The sequence below is a fragment of the Thermotoga maritima MSB8 genome (genome assembly GCF_000008545.1).
Taxonomy (GTDB): Bacteria; Thermotogota; Thermotogae; order Thermotogales; family Thermotogaceae; genus Thermotoga; species Thermotoga maritima.
This window is the reverse complement of record NC_000853.1, coordinates 1,490,734-1,511,601: the sequence shown is the minus strand read 5'-3', so window position 1 is coordinate 1,511,601 and position 20,868 is coordinate 1,490,734. Positions and strand designations below refer to the sequence as shown.

Sequence of the window (20,868 nt, the reverse complement as noted above, 5' to 3'; positions counted from 1 at the left end):
GAATATTATGACCACAGAAGAGATAATTGAACGCTTGAAATCGAAAAAGGTAAAACTCACAACTCAGAGGATGGAGATCATAAAATTCGTATCCGAGATGAAAGAAGGCCATTTTGAGGCAAAGGAGCTTTTTGCCATTCTGTCGAAGAAAGTTCCCTCGCTTTCCATCGCTACTCTCTACAGTGTTCTTTACCTTTTGGTGGATCTTGGTGTTATTTATGCCTTCAGCGATGGTCAAAAAACGATCTTCGATTTCAACCCGGAACCGCATGGGCACTTCATTTGCAGAGAATGCGGAAAGATTGAAGACGTAGAAATAAGGGAGCTGAAACTTGGAGAGGTAAAAGGCAAAAGAGAAAAAATCGAACTGGTGATAAAAGGCATCTGTGAGGAGTGTTTGAAGAAGGTGAAAGATTGAGGTACCTTGTGCAACTTTTTTCTCTTCTTCTCGTAATCATAGGAATTCTGGGTTTGGTTGTCTGGGCGGGATTGTACTTTCTGGCACCTTACATCGAGGGATTCGCAGGAATAAAACTCCCGGAAAATATTGCAAATGTTCTTCTGGCGTGTTTTCTGCCAATACTCGGCTCAGGTATTCTCCTCAACTTCTACACCTCTTCCGGGATCAAGTGGTTCGTTGTATTAGGCTTTGTTGTTCTTTCCGTCTCTTTTGTGAGCGAGATTTATGGACTGTACATCCTCAGGGGAATCTTTTCGAAGATCGCTCCCGCTTATCTCATTTTTCTTCTCTTCACAATGGTCTCTCTTGCCTATTTCCTCACGATCATCAGGAGGGATGAAGACTGAAGGTTCTCGGCGTTGTCGTGGAGTACAATCCATTCCACAACGGACACCTCTATCATCTGACTTCGGCCAGAGAACTCGTGAAACCGGACTACACAATCGCTGTGATGAGCGGTAATTTCTGCCAGAGAGGCGAACCTGCCGTCATAGATAAATTCGCACGGGCAGAGATCGCTCTCAGAATGGGGGTAGATGTTGTTCTGGAATTGCCCGTTGTTTTTGCCACGCAGGATGCCGGGGGATTTGCTTTCGGTGCAGTGTGTGTGCTGGATGCAACGGGTGTTGTCACAGATGTAGTCTTTGGAAGTGAATCGAACGATATCGAATTTCTTCAAAGAGTGGCACGAATCCTTTACGAACAACCCGACGAATATCAGAAGTTTTTGCATGAAGAGTTGAAGAAAGGCTATTCCTTCCCTAATGCCAGAAAGTACGCTCTGATGAGGTATTTCTCCATGAAGGGTTGGAACGAAGAAGAGGTCTTGAAACTCGAAAAGTCGAACGACATCCTAGGAGTGGAGTACATTCATTCCGCTCTAAAGATAGGCTCGAACATCAGATTCCACACAATAAAAAGGGTAGGAGCAGAAGAAAAAGATACCAGTTTCAGGGGACGATTCTCCAGCGCAACGGCGATAAGAAATCTTATGAGGGAAAAAAGATGGGAAGAGGTGAGAGATTCTCTTCCAGAAGATTCTTTTGAAATTCTCATGAGAGAGATAAACGAAGGGCGGGGACCCGTTTTCCTCGAGAACATGGGAGATTTTCTCCTCTCGTTTTTCAGACTGAAAAACATGGATTTCTTCGAGAAGATCCACGGTTTTTCTGAGGGACTCGAAAAGAGATTTCACGTCTGTGCCAGACAAACAGGGTCTTACCGGGATTTTCTGGAGTGTGTCAAAGCCAAACGCTTCACCTTTTCTCGAATAAGAAGGCTCGCTCTCTTTTCGGTGTTCGAAGTGAACAAAGAATTCGTTGAAAAAAGCAACACAAAAGGGCCTCAGTACATCAGAATCCTCGGCTTCACAGAGAAGGGAAGAGAGATCCTTTCTCTCATGAGAAAGAAGGCAAAACTTCCGATCGTGACAAACATGTCTCTTTACAGGAAAGTACTGGAGAAAACAGACCTACCAGTTGATAAACAACTCTTTCTTGAACAGATCGATCTTGACGTGAAGGCGACGAACTTCTACTCGATGTTTTTCCCATCGGTGGAACAGCGCTGTGGGGAGCGAGACTTCTCCATTCATCCCATCTTTCTGAGAACGGAGATGTAGAAGGGAGTTATCGTCTCGTCGGGAAGCATCAGAAAGCCGTAACCATCCCAGATTCCTTCCACTTCGAATTCTTTCATCTTGTCTCTGATATCGATCACTTCAACGTCTTTCTGTTCGTAGACGAATCTTTTCACCACTTCAGTGTTTTCTTCTTTTGTCACGGTACATGTGCTGTAGAGGAGAATTCCTCCCTTTTCCAGAAGCTGCCAGGCCTGCTGTACCATCCTCAGCTGAATCTCCGAGAACTTCTCGAAATCCTCTTTGTTCACTCTCCTCAGAACTTCCGGATGGTTTCTTGCCGTGCCCAGCGAGGTACAGGGAGCGTCCACCAGGACCCTATCAAATGTATCCTGGACGTACTCTGTGAGTCGTTCCGCATCGGCGATCTTTGTCTCTATCGAAGAGAGTTTCAGACGTTTCGCGTGTTTTTCGACGAGCTGGATTTTCTCTCTGCTTATATCAACGGCCAGTATCTTCCCCTGATCCTTCATCAATTCGGCGATGGCGGTAGTCTTACCACCCGGTGCCGCGCAGGTATCCAGTACTCTCAGTCCGGGTCTCAGCTCCATGAAGAAAGGTACAAGCTGTGAAGACTCTCCCTGAACACTCGCGAGCCCATCGTTTATCACCCTGGAGTCGTTCATTGGAACGCCGAGTTTCCTCACAATCAGGGAAAACGGAGCGTGTTTTCCCGGGACTGCCTCCGTACCCTCTTCAGCAAGGATTTTGATGACTTCCTCCTTAGTGGCTGCAAGCGAATTCACACGGAGCATAACAGGGAGAGGTTCCTGATTCCACTTCATTATTCTCAGGACCGCTTCTTCGGGAAGAAATGATCTCCAGTAGTTCACGATCCACTCCGGGTGTGAGTAGACGAGGTGAAGTTCTTTTGGTTCGGGGACGGTCCTCAATCTCCTCAGCACGGCGTTCACCAGTTTTTTGAAGTTCTCGTTCTTCACCAGTTTTACTGTTTCGCTGACTGCTGCGTAATCCGGAACGCTGTTCATGAAGAGGAGCTGATAAGCCCCCATCCTCAACGCAACCCTGACAGCGGGAGGGATGTCCTTTTTCTTCAAAAGCTGGTTTATGTACCAGTCCAGAAGTTCTTCTTTCCTCACAACTCCCCACACGAGCTCTTTGAAAAATCTTCTGTCTCTGTCGTCCAAAAAAGAGAGGACGCTGTCCACGTCCTCTCTCGATATGAATTTTTCCTTCTCGTACTTCCTCAGAAGTCTGTAGGCGAGCAATCTAACGTTCGTTCTCATCTTCTATCACCGAACAAACCAGCGATTACTATCATTCTGAGGAGCTGGAGGAACGCCATCAGTGAAGACGCGACGTAGGTGAGAGCAGCGGCATCGAGTACCTCTTTTACTCCCTTGAGCTCGTACTCCGGCATCAGCATCGTTGTTTCAAGGAGTTTCACGGCGCGCCTGCTGGCGTCGAACTCAACAGGAAGCGTGATGAGGGTAAAAAGCACCACCAGAGAAAACAGAAGAATTCCCAGTCTTATCAGAAACGGTGTGTAAAAGATGAAACCAAGAATGAAAATAATCCAAGCAAGCTGAGAACCCGTGATGGCTGCTGGTACCATCAGATTCCTCAGTGCGAGCATCGGATATTTTTCTGCGTCTTGAAGAGCGTGCCCCACTTCGTGAGCCACAACTCCGAGTGAAGCGACGGAAACACCTTTGAAATTCTGTGGAGAGAGCCTGAGAACCTTCCGGTAGGGATCGTAATGGTCAGTCAGAAAACCGGAAACGACCTCTATTTTCACGTTGTAGATTCCCGCGTTCTCAAGGAGTCTTTTTGCGAGTTCATATCCAGTGAGTCCAAGAGAGGATCTTACTTGTGAGTACTTGTTGTAAGCAGCCTGAACTCGCATCTGCGCCCAGAAAGCCAGGAGAATACCGGGAATCAGTATGATGAACGTTGGGTCAAAAAGGAAGAACACCGTATCACCTCCTCAGCCGAACACGTGCACCACCAGACCACTCAGAAGTTTCGGTTCAAACCATGTTGATTTCGGCGGCATGATCTTTCCTTCATCTGAGACTTTCATAAGCGTTTCTATGTTCACCGGATACATCGCGAAGGCCACATCGAACTCTCCTTTGTCCACCATTCTTTCCAGTTCGCACAGGCCCTTTATTCCACCAACGAAGTCTATCCTCTCATCTTCGCGAGGATTGGAAATACCGAAGATGGGTTCCAGAACCTCACGCTGAAGAATGTTCACATCTAGACTCTCAACAACGTCCTCCGGCACTCTTTTTGGGATCAGGGCGTACCATTTTCTGTTACCCACGTACATGGTTATTTCGTGTTCTCTGGATGGTCTTGCAGGTACCTTGTAGGATCTGTACGTTTCGAATTTTTCCTGGAGTTTTTCGAGTAATTCCTCTGGCGTGAGTTGAGATTTCACCACTCTGTTGTAGTCGAATATTCTGAGCTGGTTGTGGGGGAACGCTGTGGCCATGAAGTAATTGTGAGGTCCTTTTCCTATCTTCTCGTCCAGTATGTCGCTGACCCTGGCTGCGGCCGCTGCCCTGTGGTGACCATCCGCTATGTAGAGTTCCTCCACTCTCTCAAAGAGCTTCTTTATTTCATTCACTTCGTTTTCATTCTTGACAACGAAAAACTCATGGATGACATCGAGATCATCGCGTATTCTATAGACAGGCTCCTGAGAATCAGCAATTTCGGAGAGTTTTCTATCGAATTCTTCAAAGGCTCTGTAGAAAAGAAAGACCTGTCCTGTGTGTGCACGTGTTTTCAGAATGTGTTGAACTCTTTCCTCTTCTTTCTTTTTTCTGGTGAGTTCGTGTTTCTTTATTCGACCCTTTTTGTACTCCTCCACAGGAAAGAGCGCTACAATTCCTGTTTGTATGTGATCGCCCATTCTCTGACGGTAAATGTAGAACGCTTCTTTTTCTTCCTGAATGAGGATGCCATCCTCTATGAACTTTTCAAGATTTCTCCTGGCTTTCTCCATGTCTTCGGGTGTAGGATCCATCTCTATTTCGTGTGTTTCTGCTTCAACGCGAGTTACTCTGAGAAAGCTGAAAGGATTGTTCTTTATTGTCTCTTTGGCTTCAAGAAAGGAAACCACATCGTAGGGTTTGGCCACGAATTTTTCGGCTATCTCTTCCCTGGGTCTGAATCCTCTGAAGGGTTTGATCTCCATTCACCCCATACCTCCTCAACGTATTTTTTCTGTTTTTCGAACATCTCTTTGGAGTTTTTGTCTTCGAACTCGTGATCGTATCCTGCAAGGTGAAGTATCCCGTGGATCACCACTTCCAGCAGTTCTTTTTCGAAGGTGTTGTTGAACTCTCTCGCATTTTCTTCTACGATCAGAGGACAAACGTAAATTTCTCCATAGACGTCTTCTTCCATGAGGGGAAAAGTGAGCACGTCTGTCGGTCGATCTTGACCCCGAAACTGCTGGTTGAGTTCCTTAATTTCATCTTCGCTCACAAGAATCACGTTTACATGTACGTCTCCTATCTCTTTCTTTACGATTTCTTCGAGTTTTTCTTTCAAATTTTCGAGAAGTTTCGATCCTTTACCTTCACCCAGTATTCTTATCATTTATCTTTACCACCTTCTGAATTTTTTCTTCTTCGGGGTATTCAATTCTGGAACTGAACAGGTTCACGAGAACCTGAAGGAACGCGTCGGAAATCTCTTCGAGCTCACTCAGAGTGATGCCTGACTCATCGAGCTGTCTCTCAAAGAATATGGAAGATATGACATCTTCGACACATTCCTTTATCTGAGAAACAGAAGGTGACTTCAAGCTTCTTGAGGCGGCTTCCACAGAGTCGGCAAGCATGATAATAGCCGCTTCTTTGAACTGAGGCTTGGGACCAGGATAACGGAACTCTTCCTCGGGAATATCCTCGAACTGTTGTTTCGCCTTGTAGTAGAAATACTTCTGTGATCTTGTACCGTGGTGCTGGGGGATTATGAATTCAACAAGGAGAGGGAGTCGATATTTTCTTGCAAGTTCCACACCGTACTTCACGTGTTCGTTCAAAACGAGGTGACTGAGAGAAGGGGTTATGTCTTCGTGGGGGTTTTTACCATCTCTAATGTTTTCAGTGAAGAAGTGAGGGCGTTTCATCTTCCCTATATCGTGATAGTAGGCTCCTATTCTTGCCAGAATGGGGTTTGCGCCTATTTTCTCCGCTGCAGTTTCTGCTAAATTCGCGACGATCACACTGTGATAATAAGTTCCTGGGGCTTTAATGGAAAGCATCTTGAGCAACGGATGGTTCAGATTTCCGAACTCCACGAGCCCAAGATTCGAGTAAAGACGGCTTGTGTATTCTACGTAAGGCAGTATTCCAAGAACCAGAATTCCTGAAAAGATCGGATTCAAAATAGCAGCTACCAGGTCATACGGAGTGTACTCGATTTTCAGTCCAAACTTCATGAACAGAGATGTTCCCATAAGAGCAAGAGATGTAAAGGCAGAAGATTTCACCACGTCCAGCCTTCTGTTCGCTTTGGAGAGAGTCACTGCCGCAACAAAGGTTGTTGAAATGAACGGTAGAAGAAGAAAGATATCGTAACTCCATCGATACAGAGCAAACAAAGACATCAAAAATCCACTTGTTATGGCTATTTCTGGGGAAAAGAACACGAGTTCTATGAGGGCAACCGGTATGTATACAGGTGTCACAAAAGGACCTATCTCCGGGAAAGAAAATCCAATGAAAGAAGATCCGAGCAGGATCAGAGCCAAGTGAGTGTAGGTAAACACTTCACTGAGCCAGTACTTTCTGTAATATCTGGTGCTCATTTCTACCAGGGCGAACCAAACAATGAGGGTGATCAGTGCCTCAAAGGTGAAATTCAAGGGTCTGATTCCTGTACGAACGTGCACCAGCATCAGAGAGAGAATCACTGTAATCGTTATCAGGAGGAAACGCTTTCGATTCATGATTTCCTCGACCTTTCATACTCTTCGTAGGCCTTTATGATCTTCTTAACGAGAGGATGCCTCACAACGTCGCTTTCGTTCAGATACACGAATTCTATTCCAGAGATTCCTTCTAAAATTTTCTGACACTCTATAAGACCGGACTTTTCCTTCTCGATATCTACCTGTGTGATGTCTCCCGTTATGACCGCCTTGGAGTTGAATCCGAGTCTGGTGAGGAACATCTTCATCTGCTGGTATGTGGTGTTCTGGGCTTCATCCAGTATTATAAAGGAGTTATTCAAAGTCCTTCCTCTCATGTAAGCGAGCGGTACGATCTCTATGATGCCTCTTTCACGATAGCTGTTGAATTTGTCCGGAGACGTGATATCTATGATGGCGTCGTAAAGAGGTCTGAGATAGGGTTCCACCTTTTCGGACAGATCTCCCGGCAAGTATCCGAGCTTCTCACCGGCTTCAACGGCTGGTCTTGTGAGGATGATCCTGTTCACCTTTCCCATTTTCAGATAATCTAGAGCGACGGCCACTGCCAGGTACGTTTTTCCTGTACCGGCTGGACCTATAACGAACACCACGTCGTTTTTTTCGACTGCTTCCAGATACTTCTTCTGGCCGAGTGTCTTTGGTTTCACTTTCTTGCCGATGATCAATCCTTTGCTATTGTTTGAGTAAACTTCTTTCACACTTTCTGAGTTCGAAACTCTCTCCACGAGATACTCGAACTCAGTCCAGTCCAGAAGGTGACCGTCCCGTGTTATGGATATGATCTCATCGAGCACCCGGTGAGCCGCATCGACACTTTTCTCATCCATGCCTTTTATAAGGATCTCACTGTCTCTCACCGCGAATTCCACGTTGAACAGTTTTTTCAGATACCTCGCGCGCTTATCGTACTGTCCGAATATCTCCAGAACGGCCACATCTTCGGGAATTCTTACTTTCCTAACCGTAATCGTAATTTCCACCTCCACACTGGTATACTTTCTAAGGAAATTATACTACAGGGAGCGTGAAGCCGTGGAGAAAAACCTTTTAAGATCAGCTTTGAAAATCTTCGAGAAGAAAGATCTAAGTTTGCTGGCTTATAGCGGCCGATCGATCTTCGAAAGTAAAGACAGCGGCCTCAAACCCGTGGTGGAGCTTTTCAAAAGGTTCGATAATCTGGAAGGAAGCCTGGTGATCGACAAAATGGTTGGAAAGGCTGCGGCTTCTTTTCTGTTGAAAATGAAACCCGATCACATCCACGCAAAAGTTATAAGCAAGCCGGCGTTGAAATTGATGAATGAATACGGACAGTCTTTCAGTTATGATGAAAAAATACCTTTCGTCCTGGGAAAAGATGGCAAGAGTATGTGTCCATTCGAAAAACTGGTTCTGGAGATGGACGACCCGGAGGAAATCATAAGGATTGTTCTTTCAAAATTCACGTCACTTTAAATGAAGTTTTAAACTACTTATGATAAATTGATCAGAGGTGTCTGTTTTCTTTGTTGACAACATACAGATTAAAGAGTAAAATTAAACTTCGGCTTGGAGTAAAACGGAAGGGAGGATGAAGATGCCAACGATCAATCAATTGATCAGGTACGGCAGGAAACCGAAGAAGAAAAAGTCAAAAGCTCCTGCTCTTCAGGGAAACCCTCAAAAGAGGGGCGTGTGTATAAAGGTTTCTACAATGACACCGAAAAAACCGAACTCCGCTCTCAGAAAGATCGCAAGGGTGAGACTTTCAAATGGAATAGAGGTCACTGCGTATATTCCCGGAATTGGTCACAACCTCCAGGAACACTCTGTTGTGCTCGTCAGAGGCGGTAGGGTCAAAGACCTTCCGGGTGTCAGATACAAGATCATCAGAGGAGCTCTGGATGCTGCAGGTGTCGAAGGAAGAAGACAGTCCAGGAGTAAGTATGGTGCGAAAAGACCCAAGGATCAAAAGAAGTGAGGTGACTGTGGGTGCGTAGAAGAAGAGCCGAAAAGAGACAGATACCACCTGATCCAGTGTTCGGAGATGTGCTTGTTGCAAAGCTGATAAATAGAGTTATGTGGGATGGTAAAAAGACGATCGCCCAAAAGATCGTTTACGGTGCTTTCGATATCATCAGAGAAAAGACAAAGAAGGATCCGCTTGAAGTTTTCAGGCAGGCTGTAGAAAATGTGAAGCCTGTTCTTGAGGTAAGGCCGCGAAGGGTTGGAGGTGCAACTTACCAGGTTCCTATCGAAGTTCAGGAACCGAGAAGAACTTCCCTTGCGCTCAGATGGATAGTTGAAGCCGCAAGAGCCAAAAAAGGAAGACCAATGAAGGAGAAACTGGCTGAGGAGATCATAGCAGCTTACAACAACACGGGTACAGCCATCAAGAAGAAGGAAGACACACATAGAATGGCGGAAGCCAACAGGGCATTTGCTCATTACAGGTGGTGATAAGCATGCAGAATGTGGAAGCGAGATATGTTGACCTGGATAAGCTTAGAAATATCGGTATAATGGCTCATATCGACGCCGGAAAAACTACTACAACAGAGAGAATACTCTATTACACGGGAAGAAAACACTTCATAGGAGACGTCGATGAAGGAAACACAACCACTGACTGGATGCCTCAGGAAAAGGAAAGAGGCATTACGATACAGTCTGCTGCCACAACGTGTTTCTGGAAAGGTTACCGAATCAACATAATTGATACACCCGGACACGTTGACTTTACGGCCGAGGTTGAAAGGGCGCTTCGTGTTCTCGATGGAGCGATAGCTGTTTTCGACGCCACGGCAGGAGTCGAGCCTCAGTCGGAAACCGTCTGGAGACAGGCTGACAAGTACAATGTCCCGAGGATCGCTTTCATGAACAAGATGGACAAAGTGGGAGCAGATTTCTACATGGCCGTTGAAACTCTTGTAACAAAACTCAGGGCAAATCCCATTCCGGTGCAGATGCCGATCGGCAGTGAGAAAGACTTCCAGGGTGTGATTGACCTCATAAAAATGAAAGCGATCTACTGGGTCAGCGAAGATGGATCTGTGTACGAGGAAAGAGATATTCCGGAGGAACTCAGAGAAGAAGCAGAAATGAGAAGAGAAGAGATGCTTGAAAAAATCGCAGAACTCGACGAAGAAATTCTTGAAAAATACCTCGAAGGCGAGGAAATTTCCGAAGAAGAAATAAAGAGGGTCTTGAGAAAAGCCACCATAGAAAACAAAGCAGTTCCCGTTCTCTGTGGAGCGGCAAAAGCCAACAAGGGAATACAGCCGCTTCTGGACGCGGTGATAGACTATCTGCCGTCGCCTCTTGATCTACCACCGGTAAAGGGATGGAGGGTTTCCGACGGAGAGGTTGTCTACAGAAAGCCGGATGAAAACGAACCCTTCACAGCCCTGGTCTTTAAAGTGCAGGTGGATCCATACATAGGAAAACTCGTGTACTTCAGAGTCTACTCTGGAAGACTGGAGAAAGGAAGTTACGTTTACAACTCCACAAAGGGTCAGAGGGAGAGAATATCGAGGATCGTCTTCATGCACGCAGACAAGAGAGAGGAAGTTGATTACGTCAGACCCGGTGATATAGCGGCAGGAGTCGGTCTCAAGGTTTCTCAGACTGGAGACACGCTCTGCGACGAGAAAGAACCTATAATCCTCGAAAAGATCGACTTCCCAGAACCCGTTATCTCTCTTGCCGTAGAACCAGTCACGAAAGCAGATGAAGAAAAGCTCGTGAAGGCACTGCTGGCTCTTTCTGAAGAAGACCCCACACTTCAGGTGAGGGTTGACAAAGAAACGGGAGAAACCATCATTTCAGGAATGGGCGAGCTTCATCTTGAAATAGTCGTAGACAGGTTGAAGAGAGAGTTCGGTGTCAACGTGAGAGTTGGACAGCCTCAGGTGGCTTACAGGGAAACTATCAAGAAATCTGCTGAAGCCGAAGGAAAATACATCAGGCAGACCGGTGGTAGAGGTCAGTACGGTCATGTGATTCTCAGAATAGAACCCATACCCGAAGAAGAAGGAAAGAATTTCGAATTCATCGACAAAACAGTTGGTGGTGTGATACCGAAGGAATTCATGCCTGCTATCGAAGCTGGAATCAAAGAAGCTATGATGGCAGGACCCCTTGCGGGATATCCCGTTGTGAGAGTGAGAGCTATCGTGCTTGACGGATCTTACCACGAAGTCGACTCTTCAGAAATGGCGTTCAAGATAGCAGCCTCCATGGCATTCAAAGAGGCCATGAAAAAAGCGCAACCGGTTCTTCTCGAGCCTATCATGAAGCTTGAAATCACTACACCGGAGGAATACATGGGTAATATCATCTCCGATCTCAATTCCAGAAGGGCAAAAGTGGAGTCTCTTGAAACAAGGGGACATTTGAAGGTTATCGTTGCCAAAGTTCCACTTTCCGAGACATTTGGATATGCCACAGTGTTGAGATCGCTCAGTCAGGGTAGAGCGAGCTACATTATGCAGTTCTCGCACTACCAGGAAGTACCGGAGAAAATCGCCGAGAAAATCATCAAGGTTGTTTAAGGAGGGAGAACATGGCGAAGGAAAAATTTGTGAGAACAAAACCGCATGTTAACGTTGGAACGATTGGACATATCGACCACGGAAAATCCACACTGACAGCCGCTATAACAAAGTACCTTTCTCTCAAGGGACTTGCCCAGTATATTCCTTACGACCAGATCGACAAGGCCCCTGAAGAAAAGGCAAGAGGAATCACCATCAACATCACACACGTTGAGTATGAGACCGAAAAGAGACACTACGCTCATATTGACTGTCCCGGTCACGCGGACTACATCAAGAACATGATCACAGGAGCAGCTCAGATGGACGGAGCCATCCTTGTTGTTGCCGCAACCGATGGTCCCATGCCCCAGACAAGAGAGCACGTGCTTCTCGCAAGACAGGTTGAGGTTCCCTACATGATCGTCTTCATAAACAAGACAGACATGGTTGACGATCCTGAGCTCATCGACCTCGTCGAGATGGAAGTGAGAGACCTTCTGAGCCAGTACGGTTACCCTGGAGACGAAGTGCCAGTCATAAGAGGTTCTGCTCTGAAAGCCGTCGAAGCTCCTAACGATCCGAATCACGAAGCTTACAAACCCATCCAGGAGCTCCTCGACGCTATGGATAACTACATTCCTGATCCTCAGAGAGACGTCGATAAGCCGTTCCTCATGCCCATCGAAGACGTGTTCTCCATCACAGGAAGAGGAACGGTTGTTACAGGAAGAATAGAAAGAGGAAGAATCAGACCCGGTGATGAAGTTGAGATCATAGGTCTCAGCTACGAGATCAAGAAGACCGTTGTGACGAGTGTGGAAATGTTCAGAAAGGAACTCGATGAAGGAATCGCAGGAGACAACGTTGGATGTCTGCTCAGAGGAATCGACAAGGATGAAGTTGAAAGAGGACAGGTTCTCGCAGCTCCCGGAAGCATCAAACCTCACAAGAGGTTCAAGGCTCAGATCTACGTTTTGAAGAAGGAAGAGGGAGGAAGACATACACCGTTCACAAAAGGCTACAAGCCTCAGTTCTACATAAGAACCGCTGACGTTACAGGAGAAATCGTAGGACTTCCTGAAGGTGTCGAAATGGTCATGCCTGGAGACCACGTCGAAATGGAAATAGAACTCATCTACCCTGTCGCTATCGAAAAGGGACAGAGATTCGCTGTAAGGGAAGGCGGAAGAACAGTTGGAGCTGGTGTGGTTACAGAAGTCATCGAGTGAGGGGGACGCTTCCCCCTCCTTTTTGAGAGAAGAGGGAGGGTGCTTAGAATATGCCTGGACAGAAGATAAGGATAAAACTCAAAGCCTACGATCACGAGTTACTCGACGAATCGGCTAAAAAGATCGTTGAAGTCGCTAAATCCACGAATTCCAAGGTGTCCGGTCCCATTCCCCTGCCAACGGAGCGGACACTCTACTGTGTCCTGAGATCTCCCATGAAACACAAGGACTCCAGAGAACACTTCGAAAAGAGAGTACACAAAAGGCTCATAGATATCATAGATCCATCTCCAAAGACCATCGATGCTTTGATGAGGATAAACCTCCCAGCAGGTGTCGACGTTGAGATCAAACTGTAATCCCTGGAGGTGTCTTTGATGAAGATGATAATTGGAAGGAAAATCGGTATGACGAGAGTATTCGTTGGAAATGATTCTGTCCCCGTTACAGTCATAAAGGCGGGACCCTGTGTGGTTGTTCAGAAAAAAACCGTTGAAAAAGACGGGTACAATGCGGTACAGCTCGGATTCGAAAAGGCGAAGAAGGTCAACAAACCTCTTGCAGGCCACTTCAAAAAATTCGGTGTGGAACCGATGAAAATACTCAGGGAGTTCAGAGTAGAAAATCCCGACGAGTACGAACCCGGACAGGTAATAAAGGTTGACGTGTTTGAAAAAGGCGAGTACGTGGACGTCACTGGCTGGACAAAAGGAAGAGGATTTGCCGGTGCGATGAAAAGATGGGGATTCAGCGGTGGACCGAAGAGCCACGGTTCCAAATTCCATAGAGAACTCGGTTCCGTTGGTCAGCACACGGAACCTGCCAAGATATGGAAAGGTAAGAAAATGCCTGGAAGATATGGAAACGAGAGGGTAACTGTCAGAAATCTTCAAGTTGTGGATATCGATCCTGAAAACGACCTTTTAGTGGTTAAAGGTGGAGTCCCTGGAGCGAGGGGCGGGCTCGTTTTGATCAGGAGCGCCAAGGCCCCGAAAAAGTAACAGTGGAGGAGGAATAAAAGATGGCTCAGGTTGATCTGTTGAATGTGAAGGGAGAAAAAGTAGGGACCCTGGAAATCAGTGATTTCGTTTTCAACATCGATCCCAACTACGACGTGATGTGGAGATACGTGGATATGCAGCTCTCCAACAGGAGAGCTGGAACTGCCTCTACGAAAACAAGAGGAGAAGTCTCCGGTGGTGGCAGAAAACCCTGGCCGCAGAAACACACTGGAAGAGCAAGACACGGATCCATAAGATCTCCCATCTGGAGACATGGAGGAGTAGTACACGGACCTAAACCGAGAGATTGGAGCAAAAAGCTCAACAAAAAAATGAAGAAACTCGCTTTGCGATCTGCCCTTTCTGTGAAGTACAGAGAAAACAAACTCCTTGTACTCGATGATCTGAAACTCGAAAGACCCAAGACAAAGTCTCTGAAGGAAATTCTCCAGAACCTTCAGCTTTCCGACAAGAAAACACTGATTGTCCTTCCGTGGAAAGAGGAAGGATATATGAATGTGAAACTCTCTGGAAGAAACCTTCCCGACGTGAAGGTAATAATTGCGGACAATCCGAACAACAGCAAAAATGGTGAGAAGGCGGTAAGAATAGATGGACTCAATGTTTTTGACATGCTCAAGTACGATTACCTTGTTCTCACCAGGGACATGGTTTCCAAGATAGAGGAGGTGCTCGGAAATGAAGCAGGAAAAGCTCTCACTGCATGATGTTCTAATCAGACCCATCATCACAGAAAAGGCTCTTATCCTCCGCGAACAGAGGAAATACGTATTCGAGGTCAATCCGCTCGCAAACAAGAACCTGGTAAAAGAAGCTGTTGAAAAGCTCTTCAACGTTAAGGTGGAAAAGGTAAACATCCTCAACATGAAGCCCAAGCCGAAAAGAAGGGGTATTTTTGAAGGGAAGACTCGCAGCTGGAAAAAGGCTGTTGTAACTTTGAAGGAAGGTTACACAATCAAAGAACTGGAAGGCGAACACTGAGAGGGGTGAAGTCATGGGACTTAAGAGATTCAAACCGGTTACCCCAGGAAGGCGTTTCATGGTTATCTCCGATTTTTCGGATATCACAAAGACAGAACCTGAAAAGTCGTTGCTCGCACCTCTCAAGAAAACAGGTGGAAGGAATCATCACGGAAGAGTTACTGTAAGACATAGAGGTGGCGGACACAAGAGAAGATACAGGATAATAGATTTCAAGAGATACGACAAAGCAGGAATTCCTGCGAAAGTACTGGCTATTGAGTACGATCCCAACAGATCAGCCAGAATAGCGCTTCTCCTTTATGCCGATGGAGAAAAGAGATATATTCTGGCTCCCAAAGGTGTGAACGTGGGAGACACTCTCATGAGCGGTCCTGATGCGGAAATAAGGCCAGGGAATGCACTTCCTCTTGAGAAGATACCTGTCGGTACCCTTGTCCACAACGTGGAATTCACACCTGGCAAGGGTGGCCAGATCGCAAGAGCAGCCGGTACGTACTGCCAGATCATGGCGAAGGAAGGAAATTACGCTCTGCTCAGAATGCCTTCTGGAGAACTGAGAAAGGTACACATCAAATGCTACGCCACCGTCGGTGTTGTGGGCAACGAAGATCACAAGAACGAAGTTCACGGAAAGGCTGGAAGAGTGAGATGGCTTGGTAGAAGGCCGCATGTCAGAGGAGTTGCCATGAACCCGGTGGATCACCCGCACGGTGGTGGTGAGGGAAGAGGTAAAGGTCACCACCCAACGAGTCCATGGGGACTGCCAACCAAGGGTTACAAGACGAGACGTGGAAAGAGACCTTCTGACAAATTCATCGTCAGGAGAAGGAACGAAGTGTAAGGAGGTGAATTGAATGGGTCGTTCCAGAAAAAAGGGACCCTATGTAGATAGAAAATTACTGGAAAAAATCAGAAAACTAAACGAAACCGGTGAAAAGAAGGTTATCAAAACGTGGAGCAGAGCCTCTATGATCATTCCCGAAATGGTAGGACACACAATCGCGGTTTACAACGGCATGAAACACATACCGGTTTACATCACGGAGAACATGATTGGACACAGACTTGGAGAATTTGCACCAACCAGAAGATTTGGAGGTCATGCCGACAAAAAAGCGAAAAAAGGTGAACTGAAGAAGTGAGGAGGGAAAGAATGAAACTCCAGGTACCCAGAAACGGTTTAAAGCGCTCACTTTTCCATAAAAAGAGAAAAGAGCTCCTGTCTTCTCTTCCGAAGATTGAAGCTAGAGCTGTGGCAAAATACATCAGGATTTCTCCAAGAAAAGCCAGGGCGATAGCGAATACGATAAGAGGAAAATCCGTCGAAGAAGCTTTCCAGATTCTTGCTTTTTCACCGAAGAAGGCCGCAAGAATAATGGAGAAGGTACTGAAATCGGCTGTCGCGAATGCCGAAAACAACTTTGGGTTGAGCGTCGAGAATCTTTATGTTTCTGAGTGTTACGTTAACGACGGTCCAAGGATGAAAAGAATCTGGCCCAGAGGAAGGGGAAGGGCGGATATCATCCAGAAGAGAATGTCCCACATCACAGTCGTGGTGAGGGATCGCAGTAGAGAAGATGAATACCGGAAGGCTCTTGAAGAATTACAAAAGAAGATATCATCCGAAGAGTGAGGTGATACGGTGGGTCAGAAAGTGCATCCCCGCGGCTTCAGGTTGGGTCTGAGTGCCGACTGGCAAGCAAAATGGTTCAACGAAAAGAATTACAAAGAGTGGCTCCTCGAAGATGAAGAGATAAGAAAGATCATAAAGAACAAGTACTACCATGCCGGGATCAGCGAGATCTACGTGGAAAGACCTGATGCCGAAAGAATCAACATAACCGTGAAAACAGCAAGGCCTGGAATCATCATAGGAAGAAAAGGATCGGAGATAACAAGCTTGAGAGAGGAGCTGGAGAGGAAGTTCAACAGAAGGGTTGTTATTAATATTGAAGAAATAAAAACGCCCGAACTCGATGCACAGCTTGTTGCCGAGTCTATAGCTTCCCGTATAGAAAAGAGGGCATCTTACAAAGTGGCAATGAAGAGAGCAATAATGAACGCTATGAGAAAGGGTGCACAGGGAATAAAAGTGATGGTTGCTGGAAGGCTCGGTGGAGCTGAGATCGCCAGAAGAGAATGGTACCTCAGAGGAAGATTGCCTCTTCAAAAAATAAAGGCGATCATAGATTATGGAACAGCCACTGCGTGGACCAAGTACGGTACTATCGGCATCAAAGTGTGGATTTACAAGGGAGATGCTGATATCTAAAGGAGGTAATTGCCATGTTGATGCCAAGAAGGGTCAAATACAGAAAACAACAAAGAGGAAGAATGAAAGGAAAAGCAAAAGGAGGAACATTTGTTCAGTTCGGTGAATGGGGTCTCAAAGCACTCGAACCAGCCTGGATCACAGCTCAGCAAATAGAAGCTTGCCGAATTGCCATGCTGAGGGTTATGAAAAGATCCGGAAAGATCTGGATAAGAATATTCCCTGACAAACCTTACACGAAAAAACCACCTGAATCCAGGATGGGAAAAGGTAAGGGTAATGTTGAAGGATGGGTCGCCGTTGTGAAACCCGGGAAGATTCTCTTTGAAGTGGCGGGAGTCGATGAGGAAACAGCCCATGAAGCTCTCAGATACGCTGCGAGTAAACTTCCCATAGCTACCAAGATAGTTCCCCGTCATCATATTGGGGGTGAGGCAGTATGAAGGCTTCCGAACTCAGGAACTACACAGATGAAGAATTGAAGAACCTTCTCGAAGAAAAGAAGAGGCAGCTCATGGAACTCAGATTCCAACTTGCGATGGGACAGCTGAAGAATACTTCTCTCATAAAGCTCACTAAGAGAGATATTGCCAGGATAAAGACCATTCTCAGAGAGAGGGAGTTAGGCATAAGGAGGTGAAAATATGCCCAGGAAACGTTTGACTGGAATAGTTGTGAGCGATAAAATGGACAAGACAGTGGTTGTTGCCGTGGAAAAACTCGTACAGCACCCGCTTTACAAAAAGTACGTGAAAAGAACGAAAAAATATCACGCACACGACGAGAGGAACGAATGTAAAATAGGAGATGTTGTTGAAATAGAAGAGACAAGGCCTCTCAGCAAAACGAAGAGATGGAGAGTCGTCAGGATCATTCAAAGGTTTGAACCCGAAAGAGTTGTGAAAGAAAAAGAGGACATTCAAGAAGAAATAGAAGCAGTCGAGGGCAAGGGAGGGGTTGAATCATGATACAGCAAGAGACCTACCTCAATGTGGCAGACAACTCCGGCGCTAAAAAGCTCAGAGTTATAAGAGTTATCGGTGGGTTCCATAAAAAGTACGGAACGGTTGGAGATATAGTTGTGTGTTCAGTCAGAGAAGCCATCCCAAATTCTGATGTGAAAAAAGGAGACGTAGTCAGAGCGGTTATTGTGAGAACAAAGAAGGAAATCAGAAGGAACGATGGTACTTACATCAGATTCGATGACAACGCGGCTGTTCTCATTGACAAGTTCAACGCTCCCAGAGGTACCAGAATCTTTGGACCGGTCGCGAGGGAACTCAGAGAAAAGGGGTTCATGAAAATAGTATCCCTCGCACCAGAAGTTTGGTGAGGTGATACGGAGATGAGGATAAAAAAAGGTGATCTTGTCGAAGTGATTTCCGGAAAGGACAAGGGAAAAAGGGGAAAGGTTCTCAGAGTGATACCAAAGGAAAACAAAGTCATCGTTGAAAACGTGAACATGGTGAAAAGGCACCAGAGACCCGTTCCCCAGCTTCGTGAAGGCGGGATCATAGAAAGAGAGGCGCCAATTTATGCGTCCAAAGTCATGGTTGTCTGTCCTGCTTGTGATAAGAGAACAAGGGTTGGCTACAGGTTTACCGAGGATGGAAAAAAGGTAAGATACTGCAAGAAGTGTGGTGAGATCATTGACAAAGATTGAGGGAGGAATCGGTATGAGATATGAATACGTTCCTCTGAAAGATCAGTACGAAAAGGAGATAGTACCCGCTTTGATGAAGGAGTTCAACTACAAAAACATCCATCAGGTTCCGAAGCTGGTCAAAATCGTCATAAACATGGGAATCGGTGAAGGTTCCAGAAACTATGATCTCATAGAACGACATGCAAACGAACTCGCAAAAATCACGGGACAAAAACCCATTGTTACAAGGGCAAGGAAGAGTATTTCCAACTTCAAGATAAGAAAAGGAATGCCGATAGGTTTGAAAGTAACCCTCAGGGGAGCCAGGATGTACAACTTTCTCTACAAGCTCATAAACATCGTGTTGCCTAAGGTGAGAGACTTCAGGGGACTCGATCCCAATTCCTTTGACGGAAGAGGAAATTACTCCTTTGGTCTTTCTGAACAGCTGGTTTTCCCTGAACTGAATCCAGATGAAGTCAGAAGAATCCAGGGAATGGACATCACCATTGTCACAACCGCGAAGACAGATCAGGAAGCCAGAAGGCTTCTTGAACTCTTCGGAATGCCTTTCAAGAGAGGATAACGGAGGTGAGATGAATGGCCAAGAAGGCGATGATAGAAAGGTGGAAGAAACCGAAGAAGTACAAGGTTCGTGAGTACACGAGGTGCCACATCTGTGGACGCCCGAGAGCGGTGTACAGAGAATTCGGACTCTGCAGAATTTGTTTCAGGAAGCTTGCTCTGGAAGGAAAGCTCCCTGGAGTTCGGAAGGCAAGCTGGTAAGGGAGGGATGGTACTGTGTGGAGTGATCCAATTGCTGACATGCTAACAAGAATCAGAAATGCCAATATGGTTTTCAAAGAATATACGGATATACCTGCTTCTAACCTCAAGAAGAAGATCTGCGAGATCCTGAAAAGAGAAGGGTTCATAGCAGACTACAAATACATTGAGGACGGAAAGCAGGGAATACTGAGGGTCTATCTCAAATACAAAGGCGGAAGAAAGAACAGAGAAAGAGTTATTCACGGTATTGTCAGAGTATCTCACGCGGGTAGGAGAATCTACGTTGATAAGGACCACATTCCAAAAGTGAAAAACGGTCTTGGAATAGCTATTCTCACTACTTCTAAGGGCGTTCTAACGGATAAGGAAGCGCGTCAGCTTGGAGTCGGTGGAGAAGTAATCGCTTACGTCTGGTGAGGAGGTGTTTTGAATGTCTCGACTCGCGAAAAAGCCCATAGTCTTACCACAGGGTGTTACGGTTGAAATAAAAGACAACGTTGTTAAGGTGAAGGGGCCCAAGGGAGAGCTCAGTCAGGAATTTCTCCCTTATGTGAAGATAGAAGTCGAAGGCAACGAAGTGTGGGTAAGACCCAACGAGGAACAAATTATCAGAAAATCCGATTGGAGAAAAGTGAAGATGTTTCAGGGAACTTACTGGTCCCTCATCAGAAACATGGTTGTTGGTGTAACAGAAGGCTACAAGAAAGAGCTGGAAATCGTGGGAATCGGTTACAGGGCCCAGCTTCAGGGAAACACTCTGGTGATGAACCTTGGATACGCTCACCCCGTTGTTTACGAGATACCCTCTGACGTGAAGATCGAGGTTCCTGCACCGAACAGAATAATCGTTTCTGGCATCGATAAACAGAGAGTAGGTCAGGTTGCCGCTGAGATCAGAGCGTTCAGACCACCAAATGTCTACACCGGAAAGGGAATCAGGTACGTTGGTGAAGTGGTGAGACAGAAAGAAGGTAAGAAAGCATAAAGGGGGTAGCTGAAATGATAAAGAAGGAGTCAAAAAAAGAGCAGCGACTCAGAAGGCACAGAAGAGTTAGAAAAAAGGTATTCGGAACTCCTGAAAGACCAAGGCTATGTGTTTTCAGAAGCAATAAACACATATACGCACAGATCATAGATGACACTATAGGTCACACTCTCGTTTCCGCTTCTACTCTCGACCCCGAGCTGAGGGAAAAGCTTCAGAAAACGTGGAACGTAGAGGCAGCCAAAGAAGTAGGGCTTCTCATAGGAAAAAGGGCTCTCGAAAAGGGTATAAAGAAGGTCGTGTTCGATAGAGGCGGATATAAGTACCATGGTAGGGTTAAGGCACTGGCAGATGGAGCCAGAGAAGCTGGACTCGAATTCTGAAGGAGGGTGGTACTGTGGAAACACAGGG

The 20,868-nt window shown here is 46.1% G+C and carries 32 protein-coding genes; 26 read left to right on the top strand and 6 right to left on the bottom strand.

The features are described 5' to 3' along the window. Positions 1-7 precede the first annotated feature (7 nt). From TM_RS07685 to TM_RS07675, 3 genes are read left to right on the top strand one after another with little or no spacing between them, the layout of a single operon-like run. Entirely contained in the window at positions 8-418 is a 411-nt protein-coding gene (locus tag TM_RS07685) for a Fur family transcriptional regulator (RefSeq protein WP_004081866.1), read from the top strand. After that, positions 415-807, top strand: a complete 393-nt coding sequence (locus tag TM_RS07680) for a hypothetical protein (protein WP_004081864.1) — start codon at positions 415-417, stop codon at positions 805-807. The genes TM_RS07685 and TM_RS07680 overlap by 4 nt, the downstream gene beginning before the upstream one ends. Beyond that, complete coding sequence (locus tag TM_RS07675) at positions 804-2,081, top strand: nucleotidyltransferase (RefSeq protein WP_024103782.1); 1,278 nt, start codon at positions 804-806, stop codon at positions 2,079-2,081. Before TM_RS07680 ends, TM_RS07675 begins: the two co-directional genes overlap by 4 nt. Here the strand turns inward: TM_RS07675 and TM_RS07670 are convergent. The 6 genes from TM_RS07670 to TM_RS07645 are packed head-to-tail and all read right to left on the bottom strand — an operon-like array spanning position 2,051 to position 8,003. After that, positions 2,051-3,346 (bottom strand): 16S rRNA (cytosine(967)-C(5))-methyltransferase, encoded by a 1,296-nt coding sequence (locus TM_RS07670; RefSeq protein WP_004081860.1) that lies wholly within the window; start codon positions 3,344-3,346, stop codon positions 2,051-2,053. The genes TM_RS07675 and TM_RS07670 overlap by 31 nt on opposite strands. Further along, the gene (locus TM_RS07665; protein WP_004081858.1) at positions 3,343-4,035 is read right to left on the bottom strand and encodes a zinc metallopeptidase; all 693 of its coding nucleotides are present in this window, start codon (positions 4,033-4,035) and stop codon (positions 3,343-3,345) included. Before TM_RS07665 ends, TM_RS07670 begins: the two co-directional genes overlap by 4 nt. A 12-nt stretch (positions 4,036-4,047) precedes the next feature. Beyond that, on the bottom strand, positions 4,048-5,268 hold the full coding sequence (locus TM_RS07660; RefSeq protein ID WP_004081856.1) for a DUF1015 domain-containing protein: 1,221 nt from the start codon (positions 5,266-5,268) through the stop codon (positions 4,048-4,050). Continuing rightward, a complete protein-coding gene (gene ybeY, locus TM_RS07655; protein ID WP_004081854.1) occupies positions 5,223-5,675 on the bottom strand; it encodes an rRNA maturation RNase YbeY in 453 nt (150 codons plus the stop codon). The genes TM_RS07660 and ybeY overlap by 46 nt, the downstream gene beginning before the upstream one ends. Next, a complete protein-coding gene (locus TM_RS07650; protein WP_004081852.1) occupies positions 5,656-7,032 on the bottom strand; it encodes an HD family phosphohydrolase in 1,377 nt (458 codons plus the stop codon). Before TM_RS07650 ends, ybeY begins: the two co-directional genes overlap by 20 nt. Next, positions 7,029-8,003: a PhoH family protein gene (locus tag TM_RS07645; protein ID WP_004081850.1), complete on the bottom strand. Its 975-nt coding sequence runs from the start codon at positions 8,001-8,003 to the stop codon at positions 7,029-7,031. Before TM_RS07645 ends, TM_RS07650 begins: the two co-directional genes overlap by 4 nt. A gap of 46 nt (positions 8,004-8,049) precedes the next feature. Here TM_RS07645 and TM_RS07640 point away from each other — a divergent pair, with 46 nt between their 5' ends. The 23 genes from TM_RS07640 to rplR all read left to right on the top strand — a co-directional run bounded on the left by TM_RS07640 (position 8,050) and on the right by rplR (position 20,840). Beyond that, on the top strand, positions 8,050-8,469 hold the full coding sequence (locus tag TM_RS07640) for a DUF1893 domain-containing protein (RefSeq protein ID WP_004081848.1): 420 nt from the start codon (positions 8,050-8,052) through the stop codon (positions 8,467-8,469). A gap of 121 nt (positions 8,470-8,590) precedes the next feature. Beyond that, positions 8,591-8,974, top strand: coding sequence for a 30S ribosomal protein S12 (gene rpsL, locus TM_RS07635; protein ID WP_004081846.1), 384 nt, complete (start codon positions 8,591-8,593; stop codon positions 8,972-8,974). A gap of 11 nt (positions 8,975-8,985) precedes the next feature. After that, positions 8,986-9,453 carry a 30S ribosomal protein S7 gene (rpsG, locus tag TM_RS07630; RefSeq protein ID WP_004081843.1) on the top strand — a complete coding sequence of 156 codons (468 nt, stop codon included), beginning with the start codon at positions 8,986-8,988 and terminating at the stop codon, positions 9,451-9,453. A gap of 5 nt (positions 9,454-9,458) precedes the next feature. Further along, positions 9,459-11,546 (top strand): elongation factor G, encoded by a 2,088-nt coding sequence (gene fusA / locus TM_RS07625; RefSeq protein ID WP_004081841.1) that lies wholly within the window; start codon positions 9,459-9,461, stop codon positions 11,544-11,546. A gap of 11 nt (positions 11,547-11,557) precedes the next feature. Continuing rightward, entirely contained in the window at positions 11,558-12,760 is a 1,203-nt protein-coding gene (tuf, locus tag TM_RS07620; protein WP_004081839.1) for an elongation factor Tu, read from the top strand. 50 nt (positions 12,761-12,810) lie between these two features. Continuing rightward, positions 12,811-13,119 (top strand): 30S ribosomal protein S10, encoded by a 309-nt coding sequence (gene rpsJ, locus TM_RS07615; RefSeq protein WP_004081837.1) that lies wholly within the window; start codon positions 12,811-12,813, stop codon positions 13,117-13,119. Between the two features lie 18 nt (positions 13,120-13,137). Then, positions 13,138-13,761 (top strand): 50S ribosomal protein L3, encoded by a 624-nt coding sequence (rplC, locus tag TM_RS07610; RefSeq protein ID WP_004081835.1) that lies wholly within the window; start codon positions 13,138-13,140, stop codon positions 13,759-13,761. 20 nt (positions 13,762-13,781) lie between these two features. Beyond that, on the top strand, positions 13,782-14,489 hold the full coding sequence (gene rplD / locus TM_RS07605) for a 50S ribosomal protein L4 (protein WP_004081834.1): 708 nt from the start codon (positions 13,782-13,784) through the stop codon (positions 14,487-14,489). Continuing rightward, positions 14,461-14,763 (top strand): 50S ribosomal protein L23, encoded by a 303-nt coding sequence (rplW, locus tag TM_RS07600; RefSeq protein WP_004081832.1) that lies wholly within the window; start codon positions 14,461-14,463, stop codon positions 14,761-14,763. Before rplD ends, rplW begins: the two co-directional genes overlap by 29 nt. Positions 14,764-14,776: 13 nt before the next feature. Further along, positions 14,777-15,607, top strand: coding sequence for a 50S ribosomal protein L2 (rplB, locus tag TM_RS07595; RefSeq protein ID WP_004081830.1), 831 nt, complete (start codon positions 14,777-14,779; stop codon positions 15,605-15,607). 13 nt (positions 15,608-15,620) lie between these two features. Further along, positions 15,621-15,908 (top strand): 30S ribosomal protein S19, encoded by a 288-nt coding sequence (gene rpsS / locus TM_RS07590; protein ID WP_004081828.1) that lies wholly within the window; start codon positions 15,621-15,623, stop codon positions 15,906-15,908. An 11-nt stretch (positions 15,909-15,919) separates the two neighbouring features. Next, a complete protein-coding gene (gene rplV / locus TM_RS07585) occupies positions 15,920-16,399 on the top strand; it encodes a 50S ribosomal protein L22 (RefSeq protein ID WP_004081826.1) in 480 nt (159 codons plus the stop codon). Between the two features lie 9 nt (positions 16,400-16,408). Continuing rightward, positions 16,409-17,038 (top strand): 30S ribosomal protein S3, encoded by a 630-nt coding sequence (gene rpsC, locus TM_RS07580; RefSeq protein WP_010865350.1) that lies wholly within the window; start codon positions 16,409-16,411, stop codon positions 17,036-17,038. Between the two features lie 14 nt (positions 17,039-17,052). Then, entirely contained in the window at positions 17,053-17,481 is a 429-nt protein-coding gene (gene rplP, locus TM_RS07575; RefSeq protein WP_004081822.1) for a 50S ribosomal protein L16, read from the top strand. Next, on the top strand, positions 17,478-17,678 hold the full coding sequence (gene rpmC / locus TM_RS07570; RefSeq protein ID WP_004081820.1) for a 50S ribosomal protein L29: 201 nt from the start codon (positions 17,478-17,480) through the stop codon (positions 17,676-17,678). Before rplP ends, rpmC begins: the two co-directional genes overlap by 4 nt. 4 nt (positions 17,679-17,682) lie before the next feature. Continuing rightward, positions 17,683-18,006, top strand: coding sequence for a 30S ribosomal protein S17 (gene rpsQ, locus TM_RS07565; protein WP_004081818.1), 324 nt, complete (start codon positions 17,683-17,685; stop codon positions 18,004-18,006). Further along, the gene (rplN, locus tag TM_RS07560; protein ID WP_004081816.1) at positions 18,003-18,371 is read left to right on the top strand and encodes a 50S ribosomal protein L14; all 369 of its coding nucleotides are present in this window, start codon (positions 18,003-18,005) and stop codon (positions 18,369-18,371) included. Before rpsQ ends, rplN begins: the two co-directional genes overlap by 4 nt. Positions 18,372-18,383: 12 nt before the next feature. Beyond that, the gene (rplX, locus tag TM_RS07555; protein WP_004081814.1) at positions 18,384-18,701 is read left to right on the top strand and encodes a 50S ribosomal protein L24; all 318 of its coding nucleotides are present in this window, start codon (positions 18,384-18,386) and stop codon (positions 18,699-18,701) included. Positions 18,702-18,714: 13 nt separating this feature from the next. Beyond that, complete coding sequence (rplE, locus tag TM_RS07550; protein WP_004081811.1) at positions 18,715-19,269, top strand: 50S ribosomal protein L5; 555 nt, start codon at positions 18,715-18,717, stop codon at positions 19,267-19,269. 14 nt (positions 19,270-19,283) lie between these two features. Then, the gene (locus TM_RS07545; protein ID WP_004081809.1) at positions 19,284-19,469 is read left to right on the top strand and encodes a type Z 30S ribosomal protein S14; all 186 of its coding nucleotides are present in this window, start codon (positions 19,284-19,286) and stop codon (positions 19,467-19,469) included. Positions 19,470-19,484: 15 nt separating this feature from the next. Beyond that, positions 19,485-19,889, top strand: coding sequence for a 30S ribosomal protein S8 (gene rpsH, locus TM_RS07540; protein ID WP_004081806.1), 405 nt, complete (start codon positions 19,485-19,487; stop codon positions 19,887-19,889). A gap of 13 nt (positions 19,890-19,902) precedes the next feature. Then, positions 19,903-20,457, top strand: a complete 555-nt coding sequence (rplF, locus tag TM_RS07535; protein WP_004081804.1) for a 50S ribosomal protein L6 — start codon at positions 19,903-19,905, stop codon at positions 20,455-20,457. Between the two features lie 14 nt (positions 20,458-20,471). Then, entirely contained in the window at positions 20,472-20,840 is a 369-nt protein-coding gene (gene rplR, locus TM_RS07530) for a 50S ribosomal protein L18 (protein WP_004081803.1), read from the top strand. Positions 20,841-20,868: the final 28 nt, after the last annotated feature.